The organism is Mesorhizobium sp. M7A.F.Ca.US.005.03.2.1 (assembly GCF_003997795.1).
Taxonomy (GTDB): domain Bacteria; phylum Pseudomonadota; class Alphaproteobacteria; order Rhizobiales; family Rhizobiaceae; genus Mesorhizobium; species Mesorhizobium ciceri.
Genome location: NZ_RZRP01000002.1, coordinates 1 through 10096, shown reverse-complemented (window position 1 = coordinate 10096; position 10096 = coordinate 1). Strand labels below are relative to the sequence as shown.

8 protein-coding genes and 1 pseudogene are annotated in these 10096 nt (G+C 61.7%); 4 read left to right on the top strand and 5 right to left on the bottom strand.

Annotated elements, in window-relative coordinates; genetic code table 11:
• Window positions 1-631: 631 nt before the first annotated feature.
• The 5 genes from EN991_RS00170 to EN991_RS00150 all read right to left on the bottom strand — a co-directional run bounded on the left by EN991_RS00170 (window position 632) and on the right by EN991_RS00150 (window position 5594).
• Window positions 632-1225: a DJ-1/PfpI family protein gene (locus tag EN991_RS00170; protein WP_013533129.1), complete on the bottom strand. Its 594-nt coding sequence runs from the start codon at window positions 1223-1225 to the stop codon at window positions 632-634.
• Between the two features lie 72 nt (window positions 1226-1297).
• Window positions 1298-2248, bottom strand: coding sequence for a substrate-binding domain-containing protein (locus EN991_RS00165; RefSeq protein ID WP_013533130.1), 951 nt, complete (start codon window positions 2246-2248; stop codon window positions 1298-1300).
• Window positions 2249-2302: 54 nt separating this feature from the next.
• On the bottom strand, window positions 2303-3301 hold the full coding sequence (locus EN991_RS00160) for an ABC transporter permease (RefSeq protein WP_127367925.1): 999 nt from the start codon (window positions 3299-3301) through the stop codon (window positions 2303-2305).
• A complete protein-coding gene (locus EN991_RS00155; RefSeq protein WP_127367924.1) occupies window positions 3289-4881 on the bottom strand; it encodes a sugar ABC transporter ATP-binding protein in 1593 nt (530 codons plus the stop codon). Before EN991_RS00155 ends, EN991_RS00160 begins: the two co-directional genes overlap by 13 nt.
• 11 nt (window positions 4882-4892) lie before the next feature.
• A complete protein-coding gene (locus tag EN991_RS00150; protein ID WP_013533133.1) occupies window positions 4893-5594 on the bottom strand; it encodes a GntR family transcriptional regulator in 702 nt (233 codons plus the stop codon).
• 176 nt (window positions 5595-5770) lie between these two features.
• Here EN991_RS00150 and EN991_RS00145 point away from each other — a divergent pair, with 176 nt between their 5' ends.
• The 4 genes and pseudogenes from EN991_RS00145 to EN991_RS00130 all read left to right on the top strand — a co-directional run.
• Entirely contained in the window at window positions 5771-6997 is a 1227-nt protein-coding gene (locus tag EN991_RS00145; RefSeq protein WP_127367923.1) for an iron-containing alcohol dehydrogenase, read from the top strand.
• Window positions 6998-7013: 16 nt separating this feature from the next.
• On the top strand, window positions 7014-8495 hold the full coding sequence (locus tag EN991_RS00140; protein ID WP_127367922.1) for an NAD-dependent succinate-semialdehyde dehydrogenase: 1482 nt from the start codon (window positions 7014-7016) through the stop codon (window positions 8493-8495).
• 10 nt (window positions 8496-8505) lie between these two features.
• Window positions 8506-9330 (top strand): alpha/beta hydrolase, encoded by an 825-nt coding sequence (locus tag EN991_RS00135; protein ID WP_164753424.1) that lies wholly within the window; start codon window positions 8506-8508, stop codon window positions 9328-9330.
• Between the two features lie 394 nt (window positions 9331-9724).
• Window positions 9725-10096 (top strand): annotated as a pseudogene (locus EN991_RS00130) (ABC transporter permease); the annotation flags it as partial.

Sequence of the window (10096 nt, the reverse complement as noted above, 5' to 3'; positions counted from 1 at the left end):
TGACAGCCCTCGCAGCGATATTTGGACGCAACCTGGAACCAGCGCCCGGGTTTCAGCAAAGCCAATCCGCAGCGCGGACATTTGAACGTCATTTCAAGAGGGCATAGATTCTGACACAGCGGCATTTCGCAAAGTCCATAAGGGATACCTAATGTCAGGCAACGACAGCCGGCCGAAATCGTTCCTGGACGCCGTTCTTTTCGTCAGGCCGATGACCAACCCCGGACGCCGGGAGATTATTGGATTGTCCGCGATGCCAGATTTACTGACGCGGGCCTGAACTCAAGCGCACCCCGATTTCCGGTGGCGTAGCGCCGTTGCAGGCGTTGACTGATGTCAGCAGCTTGCAATCCGAATGAGCAAGCCCGGAGCGAGGTGGCCTCGGGGGGACGACGGGGCCGCACGGTCGACGACACGGCCTATCCGGATGCTGAAACAACGCCGCGCGCCGACCCTGTCGAACAGCACCAGTGGAACAGGCAGGATGAAAAGCGGCGCAACAGGCGGCAATACTTAAGTGTCTCGCCTATATCGTAGCTCGGGAGCCGCGATCCCGACCGAGTTGATGGATATGGAAGCGCTGTTGAAGGGAACCGACGCATCCCTTGGCGAATGCGTCGGTTCCAGAAGTTTATGCGTGGCGGATTTCCGTTCCCAGCACCTTCAGACATTCGCGGATGAACGCAGCAAGCGCCGTCCAACCTTTGGCCGAAACCATTGTCCCGTCCACATAGGCCTCGGTCGGCGACAGGTCGATATAGGTGCCACCCGCCAGTGTCACCTCCGGCTCGCAGGCGCCGAGTGCCGCGACCTTTTTGCCGCGCACCACGCCGTCGACAGCGATCAGGATCTGCACGCCGTGGCAGATGGTGAAGATTGGCTTCTTGGCCTCGTGGAAATGGCGCACGATCGCCTGCACGCGCTTGTCGGTGCGGATGTATTCCGGGCCGCGGCCGCCCGCGCAGTAGACGGCATGATACTGATCGAGCTGCCTCTCGGCTTCCGAGAAAGTCTTGTTGATCAGCGCATAATGGCCGAGCTTTTCGGTGTAGGTCTGGTCGCCCTCGAAGTCGTGCAGCGAGGTCTTGATCAGATCTCCGGCGTTCTTGTCCGGGCATACCACGTGGATGGTGTGACCGACGGCTTCCATCGCTTGCTGATAGACAAAGATTTCGTATTCTTCGGTGAACTCACCGGTCAGCATCAGTATCTTTTTGCCTGGCATGGTTCTTCCTCTCAGTGTTTTGAGCTAGGCAAGGCGCAGACTGCGCCTGCCTTTCTGTGAAATCGGATAGGGTCAGAATGGCGAATCCGGAAAGTAATATTCCTTGGCGTTGGCCTGGGTGATCAACGGCGCGTCGAGCTTGACGGTGCCACGGACGGGTGCCTGGCCGATCAGGTTGGCGACTGTCATGTAGATCGCGGTCTTGATCATCGACGGCGGGTATGGCGTCTCGACCGGCGTCATGGCGTCGCCGTCGATCACTTTCTTGACGATGTCCTTCATGCCGTTGCCACCGAGCGCAAGCTTGATGTCGGTCCGCCCCGACTGCTTGACCGCCTCGAGCACGCCAAGCAGCATGTCGTCGTCATTGGCCCACACCGCATCGATATGCGGGTACTTGGCCAGATAGTCCTGCATCAGCTTGAAGGCTTCGTCGCTGTTCCAATGCGCGTACTGGATGTCGAGGACTTTCAGATCAGTGCCTTTGATCGTGTCCTGGAAGCCCTTGATGCGCTCGTCGTCGATGACGGTCGGAATGCCGCGCAACACAACGACGTCGCCCTTGCCGCCAAGCTTGTCGATCATGAACTTGGCGGTGTTGGTGCCAACCGCGATATTGTCGCCGGCGAGGTAGAGATCCTGGACGGAGGCGTCAGTCAGACCGCGATCGACGACGGTGATGAACGTGCCCATGTCCTTGATAGCCTTGACCGGCTGGGTCAGCTCTTCCGAGCTGTAAGGCAGGATCACCAGAGCATCCAGCTTGCGGCTGGCCGACAGGTCCTCAAGCGCGCTGACCTGCTCCGCCGCGGACGGCGACGTCTTCACGACCACTTCGACGTTCGGGAACGCGGCGTTGATTTCCTTGGCCGCCGCTTGTGCGTGGTAGACGATGCCCGCTGTCCAACCGTGGTCAGCGGCCGGTATCGACACCGCGATGACCTTCTTGTCTTGCGCCATGGCCTGGCCGGCCAGCAGCAGCGCGCCAAGTGTCGCTGCCGCAATCCATTTTCTACTGAACATTGTCTTCTCCCTTGGACCTACAAGAACGTTAATCCGCGTGGTCCGGACGCGGCGCTATTTCGAATTCGAAAACCGCTGGATGAGCATGGCGATGATGATGATGACGCCCTGAACAGCGGCAACGAGGTATTCGGAGACGAAGTCTGACAGCACCATGAGGTTGGCGATGAGTTCCAGGATGACGGCGCCGGCGACTGTCCCCCACACATGGCCCTTGCCGCCGCGCAATGCGGTGCCGCCAATCACCACGGCGGTGATGACCTGCAGTTCCCAAAGCTGTCCGGTCGTCGGCGTTGCGGCGCCCAGGCGCGGCACGTAGCAGATCGCGGCAATCGCCACACAGACACCCTGGACGATATAGGCCACGGTCCGTGTCCTGATCACCGAGATGCCGGAATAACGGGCGACATCCTCATTGGCGCCGACCGCCGCACATTTGCGCCCATATTTCATCTTGTAAAGGATGAAGGATGCGACCGCGGCGACTGCGATGGATATGAGGATTGGAACCGGGATCCCGCCGACCGTGCCGAAATAGACAGGCCGGTACGCCTCGCGCAACGACCTGTCGATCGGTATCGTGCCGCCATCGGTCAGATAGGTTATCAGCGCCCGGAAAATCCCCATCGTGCCCAGCGTGGCGATAAACGGTTCGATCCTGCCGACCGTGACGATGAGCCCGTTGGCAAGCCCGCACACCAGGCCGACCAGGATCGCAACCGCCATACCGGCGGGAATAGCCCAGATGCCGGCATGCGGCGCCACCGCGTTCATGAACATGATGGTGATGCCGGTGATGAAGGCGGCCATCGAGCCGACGGAAAGATCGAGCCCCCCCGACGAGATCACAAATGTCGCGCCGACCGCGATAATAGCAATGAAGGCGCTGCGGGTGATGACGTTGGCGAGGTTGGTGGCGGACAGGAAATCGGGGTTGATGAGGTAACCGACCACCAGCAGAGCTGCCAGCGCAAGAAAAGGCCCGATATCGGTCCAACTGATGTTGAGATCGAGGGGGCGACGCCTGGGTGCGGATTCGCTCATGACAGCCATTTTGTGCCTCCCTTGGCTTTTGGCCCTTGCTTGGGGCCACTGGTCGCCAGTACCGCCACATTGCTTTCGGTCATTTCGGCGCCACTGACCTCGCCGGTGATGCGGCCTTCGCGCATCACCAGGATGCGGTCGCAGATGCCGATCAATTCCTGCATCTCCGAAGAGATGACGATGCAGGCCTTGCCCTTGGCCACAAGCTCCTGGATGAAGGCATAGATCTGCGCCTTGTTGGCGATGTCGATGCCACGCGTGGGCTCGTCGATAATGACCACCGAAGGATCGGTCAGCAGCACCTTCGCCAGCAGCAGCTTCTGCTGATTGCCCCCGGAAAGCTGGGCCGCTTTGGCGCCGAGGCTCTTCAGCCTGATGTCATATGTCTCCACGGCCTGTTCCAGGGCTTGCGCTTCGCGGCGCCGACCCATCGAGAGGCCGGGATGAAACACATCGAGCGCCGACAGCGTCAGGTTAGGCGCCAGGTGCTCTTGCAGCAGCAGTCCCTTGCCCTTGCGATCCTCGGTCAGGTAACCGACGCCGGCGTCGATCGCCGCGCGCGGCGATTGGAAATGGACCGACTTGCCCTCAAGTTCGATCTTGGCAACTGCCGGGCGCAAGCCGATAATGCCCTCGAAGAGTTCGGTTCGGCCTGCGCCGACCATACCGGCGAACCCCAGGATCTCGCCCTTGTGGACCGTGAACGACACGTCCTCCACATAGCCGGGAACGGAGGCGTTCCTCACGCTCAGCATCGGTACATCCGAAGGCGCTGCGGTTCTCTCAGGATAGAGCGCTGCCAGTTCGCGCCCGACCATCAGCCGCGCCATGTCCATCTGGCTCAGCGTCTTGCCGGGATAGGTGCCGACCATCTTGCCGTCGCGCAGAACGGTCACTTTGTCTGCGACCCGCTGCACCTCATCCAACCGGTGGCTGATATAGAGCACGGCGGTGCCGTGAGCCTTCAGTTGCAGGACGATCTCCAGCAGGCGCTCGACCTCGCCACCGGTCAGAACGGCGGTCGGCTCGTCGAAGATAACCACCTTGTGGTCGTCAAGCAGGGCGCGAGCGATCTGCACCATCTGCCGGTCTGCCAGCGAAACGTCGCGCACCAGTGCCCTTGGCGAGACCGCGCAGCCGATCTGCGCCAGTTTCTCGGTTGCCAGCCGGCGCATGGTGCGGTCATCCACGACATGGCCACGCGAAAGCTCTCGCCCGAGAAACAGATTGTCGGTGACCGTGAGCCCCTCGGCGAGCAGTATCTCCTGATGAACCAAAGCGATACCGGCATCCTGTGCTTGGGCAGGCTTGGCAAATTTCACCGCGTGTCCGTTCATCGACAACGTGCCGTGGCTTGGCTCGACATAGCCGGACAGCAGCCGCATCAACGTCGACTTGCCGGCACCGTTCTCGCCAATGATGGCGTGGATCTCTCCCGGCAGGACGTCCAGGGTGACGTCCGACAACACCGTCACTGGGCCGTATTGCTTGGACAATTCCTGGGCGCGCAGCACCGGTTCAAGCGAACCAGGCGCATCGCTGGACAACGTGCTCCCGCCCTCCCCGGCGATATTCGCGGCAATGGACATCCGTTCCGACCTCAATCGAATGCCGGGAGCAGGCGATCGCGCGAGTGCTCTATATGGATGCGCATCGCCTTTTCGGCGGCATCGGGATCGGCCGAGCCGAACGCGGCAAGGATCGCCTCGTGTTCGTCAAGCGCCTCCTCGGTCACGCGTGCATGGAACATCAGGCGGAAGATGTGGAAGTGCGTGTGCTGGTGGCTCAACGTCTCGCGGATGAGTTCGTTTTGAGAAAACTCCATGATCTTGTCGTGGAAGATCGCATCCTGCCTGGCGAAATTCGAATAGCGCACGCGATCATCCTTGCCTTCGCGGCGTGACATCACGCCGGCAGCTTCGAGCAACAGATCGAGCTTGGCGTCGTCCATCGTTGCGGCGGCCTTTGCGGCGCCATGCGGCTCGAGCAGCAGACGCATCTCGTATAATTCGTCGAAACGGCGCCGGGTGATCTGGGGCGCGGCACGATAACCGATCAGATGCGTCTTGAGCACCAGGCCTTCGCCTTCGAGCCGTCCGAGGGCTTCCCGGATCGGCGTGTGCGAGACGTTGAATTCCTTGACCAAGCTGTCGACTGTGATGCGCGAGCCGGGGGGAATCTTCAGCGCCATCAACTGCGCGAAGATGGCTTCATAGACATCTTCGACGAGACTGTTGGCGCGCTGGATGCGACCAGCTCCAATGCTGGCGTCGCTTGGGTCGGGTAAGTTTGCGGTCTGCATATTTTGCCTCTTGACAGTGAGGACTGCTAACACGATGGTTCCGCGGATGCAATCCTATATCCTATACGATTTTAAAGCGGATATCTTTTAAGTGCGAGAGACACACTCTTAAACCGTCCGATCCAGACCGAGTTCAATGCCTCCGTTTCCAGTCAGCAGCCGTCAAAGGACCAATCATGACCCTCTTCGCCGCCCTGCGGTTGCCGCGTGAAATCCTGTTCGGGAAGGGGCAACGCCATGTGCTGCCGACGGTCGCCGCCCGGTTCGGCCGACGCGCGCTGGTCTGCACCGACGAGCGTTTCGCGGGCACAACGGTATTCGCCGACATCATCAAGTCCCTTCAGTCAGCCTCGATCGAGGTCCTGGTGCATGATCGTGTTCTGCCCGACGTGCCACGCGATACGGTCGGCGTCTGCGTCGAGGAAGCGAAGGGGTTCGGGCCGGATATGGTGATCGGCATCGGCGGCGGCAGCTGTCTCGATTTCGCCAAATGCGCCACCCTGCTGCTCAGCCATGGCGGCAAGCTCCAGGACTATTACGGGGAGTTCAAGGTGCCGGGTCAGACACTGCCGCTGATCGCCGTACCCACCACGGCCGGCACCGGCTCCGAGGTGACGCCGGTCGCGGTGATTTCCGACCCGGACCGGACGCTCAAGGTCGGCATATCGAGCCCTCACCTTATCGCCGCGGTCGCTCTGTGCGATCCCGAGCTGACAATGACCTGTCCGCCTGGCCTGACCGCGATCGCCGGCGCCGACGCTTTGACCCATGCGATTGAGGCCTTCACCGCCATGCGGCGCGGTGAAGACCCCAATCTCCCGCAACAGCATGTCTTCATCGGCAAGACGGCGCTGACAGACCATTTCGCGTTGCTCGCGATAAAGCTGCTTGGCCGGAGTCTGGAGAAAGCCTGCAGCGACGGCACGGATGCCGACGCGCGTGCCGATGTCATGATGGGCGCTCTGGCGGCGGGCTGCGCGTTCGGCACCGCCGGCACGGCGGCGGCGCATGCCGTGCAATACCCGGCAGGCGCCCTCACCCACACCGCCCATGGTTTGGGCGTGGCCACAATGATGCCTTACGTGATGACCTATAACAGCCGCGTCGCCGCTCACGAGATGGCAGAGATCGGCGCGGCACTTGGCTTGGAGGCCAAGGCGCGAACCGCCGACGAGATGGCAGCCGCCACGATCGAGGAGATCAGGCGATTGTTCGCGGCGATCGGTATTACGCCAACATTGGCGGATCTGGGCCTCCCTGCCGATAAGCTTGAGTGGACCGCAGAGCAAGCGCTCGGCATTGACCGCCTGATCAAGAACAATCCGCGTGCGTTCGATCTCGGCACGATGCGACGCCTCGTCCAGGCCGCCCATGACGGCGACCTCGCCGCCTGCGTTATGTGAGAAACGGAACAAAGCGATGAATTTGAACGCTCAGCAACTCGACCAGGATGGCTATGACGTGCGCGGTTTTTCGCACGGACTCTACATCGACGGCACTTGGCGGTCGTCCTCCGACGGTCGGCTCATCGATGTCGTCGATCCCTCCTCCGCGGCGGTGATCGCGGCGGTTCCCGATGCGACGGTCGAGGACGCCACCGCCGCCGTCGAGGCGGCGGCCAAAGCAGCTAGGAGATGGCGGGAAACTGCGCCGCGCAAACGCTCGGAAATCCTCAGGCGCTGTTTCGAACTGATGGTCGAACGCTCCGAAACGCTCGCCATGCTGATCTCGCTGGAGAACGGCAAGGCGCTGCGCGACGCGCGCGGCGAAGTGGCTTATGCCGCCGAGTTCTTCCGCTGGAATGCCGAAGAGGCGGTCCGGATCACCGGTGAATTCGGCACCGCGCCATCCGGCACCAACCGGATCGTGGTCGATTATGAGCCGATCGGAATTTGCGTGCTGATCACACCGTGGAATTTTCCGGCCGCGATGGCGACCCGCAAGATCGCGCCGGCGCTGGCGGCAGGCTGCACTGTCGTCCTAAAGCCGGCCAGCGAAACACCACTGACGGCCTATGCGCTGGCGGCACTCTACAGCGAAGCCGGCGTGCCTGCCGGCGTCGTCAACGTGCTGACCACGACCAGTCCCGGGCCGCTGACTTCGGCCATGCTTGCCGATCCGCGGGTCAGGAAGCTGTCCTTCACGGGGTCGACGGGTGTCGGCCGAACCTTGCTCGGCGAGGCTTCAAAGCATGTCATTTCGTGTTCTATGGAACTCGGCGGCAATGCCCCGTTTGTCGTCTTCGACGATGCCGATCTCGACGCCGCCCTCGATGGCGCGATGATCGCCAAGATGCGCAACGCCGGCGAAGCCTGCACCGCCGCCAATCGCCTCTATGTGCAATCGGGAATCTATGATGCTTTTGCCGACGGGCTCCGCAAGCGCATGGCGGCACTTAAGGTGGGGGCGGGCCCGAATGCCGACACCGAGTGCGGGCCGATGATCACCAGAAAGGCTGTCGACAAGATCGATCGCCTGGTCAAGGACGCGGTGGGCCGGGGAGCCAAGGTGCTTTGCGGCGGGGCGATTTCGGAGGAAGAAGGATTCTTCTATCCGCCAACAGTGCTGTCCGAGGTGCCGCCGGATGCGGAGATGGCGCACGAGGAGATTTTCGGCCCGGTGGCACCTATCACACGCTTCGACACCGAGGCCCAGGCCATCGCCCATGCTAACAACACGGAATATGGCCTGGCCGCTTATATATACACACGCGATGTTGGGCGCGGCATGCGGGTGGCGTCGGGGATCGAGGCCGGCATGATCGGCCTCAACCGGGGACTGATGTCGGATCCGGCCGCACCATTCGGAGGCGTCAAGCAGAGCGGCCTTGGCCGCGAAGGCGGCCAGCACCACGGCATCGCCGAGTTCATGGAGGCTAAATATATTGCCGTCACCTTCTGAACCGGCAGTCATGTCAAAGGACCCTTTCCGCACGCGCGACCATGTGGCCGATTTTGATGATATCGTGACCGACATAGTGACTCGCAGCGCCGAAACCCGGGCGACCCTGCCGATGTCGGCGGGTATCGCCTATGGCGAGGGCGAGGCCGAAAGGCTGGACCTGTTCTTTCCGCCCGGTGTGCGCAGGGATCTTCCCGTGCACATCTTCATCCATGGTGGCTACTGGCGCATGTTCTCCAGGAGCGACTATTCTTATGTAGCGAACACAGTCACCAAAGCTGGGGCGGTCGCGGTCATCGTCGACTATGCGCTGATGCCCGAATTCAGGATGGCGGCAATCGTCGACCAGATCCGGCGTGCCAAACAATGGGTGCTGGACAATATAGCCGCCCATGGCGGCGACCCTGCCCGGCTAAGCGTAAGTGGTCATTCGGCGGGTGCGCACCTGGCCACATTCCTGTTCGAAAAGGCGCCCATGCCGTCGCGCATACGTGCGGCGCTGCTGCTAGGCGGCCTTTACGACCTCAAGCCCCTTCAGACCTCCTTCCTCCAGCCGTTAATCGGCATCACCGATGAGGAGGCAGCTGCTTTCACCCCAATGACGCGGTGGCATGACCCGGAGACGGCAGCGACCATTCTCGTCGGAGATCAGGAAACGTCACCTTTTCACCAGCAGGCCGCCGACTTCGGAAAGCGCTTGCGCGCGCAGGGGCACCCTGTCAGCGATCTCCGCCTGAATGACCGAAACCACATGAACAGCGTGCGTGATCTGGGCATCAGCGGCACGCAAGCTGGCGATTGCCTGATGGCGATGATCGATGGAAACGGCCTCTAGGACGGAAACCCAGGGAGAGCAGGGCCCGCTTGTGCCTTACTTGACGCTCCCGTCACTCAGGAAAGTACCGTCACGGGGATCGCGGCACGCTGCCGGCATCGGGCTGAGCTTTGCGACAGGTGAAATCCGGCAGAGCACACAACCGACGATTCCTCATCCTCTTTTTCCACACTGACGAACTGCACAGCGCATCAGAAAATCGAAATTGCCCCTGCCGCCCTGAGCCGCGATGGTCTTCACGCAAGCAGCCGGCTTAGGGCTGTGGAGGAACGTCGTCGCGGCAAAGCCCCTGGGGCAAGGCCGCTTTGGCACGCCGCTGGTTCAAACCGGCAGCGAGGGAGGAACTGACTTGGCTGGGTCGGGCAAATCCGACACCGCGCGCTTGGGCATCAAAATGTCCCAGGAACTCGTCGTCGGCGCGATCTCGGCCGTCCTCTTCCTGGTGTTCTCGGCGACGCTCAACAATTTCCTGAGCCAGGGCAACATCCTTGCCATTCTCAAGAATGTCTCGATCCTCGGCACGCTGGCCGTCGGCATGGGGCTCATCGTCGTTGGGCGCGGCATCGACCTGACCATGGTGGCGGTGATGGTCGTCGGCGTCGCGTTCAGCATTTGGATCTCCACCTGGGGCGTCGACTTCACGCTGGCCGTCGTCTTCGGGGCCATCCTGGTCGCGGCCATCGGCCTGTTCACCGGCGTCATGGTGGCGGTGGCCGAAATTCCGCCGATCTTCGCCACCCTTGCCATCGCGTCCTCGGTCTACGGC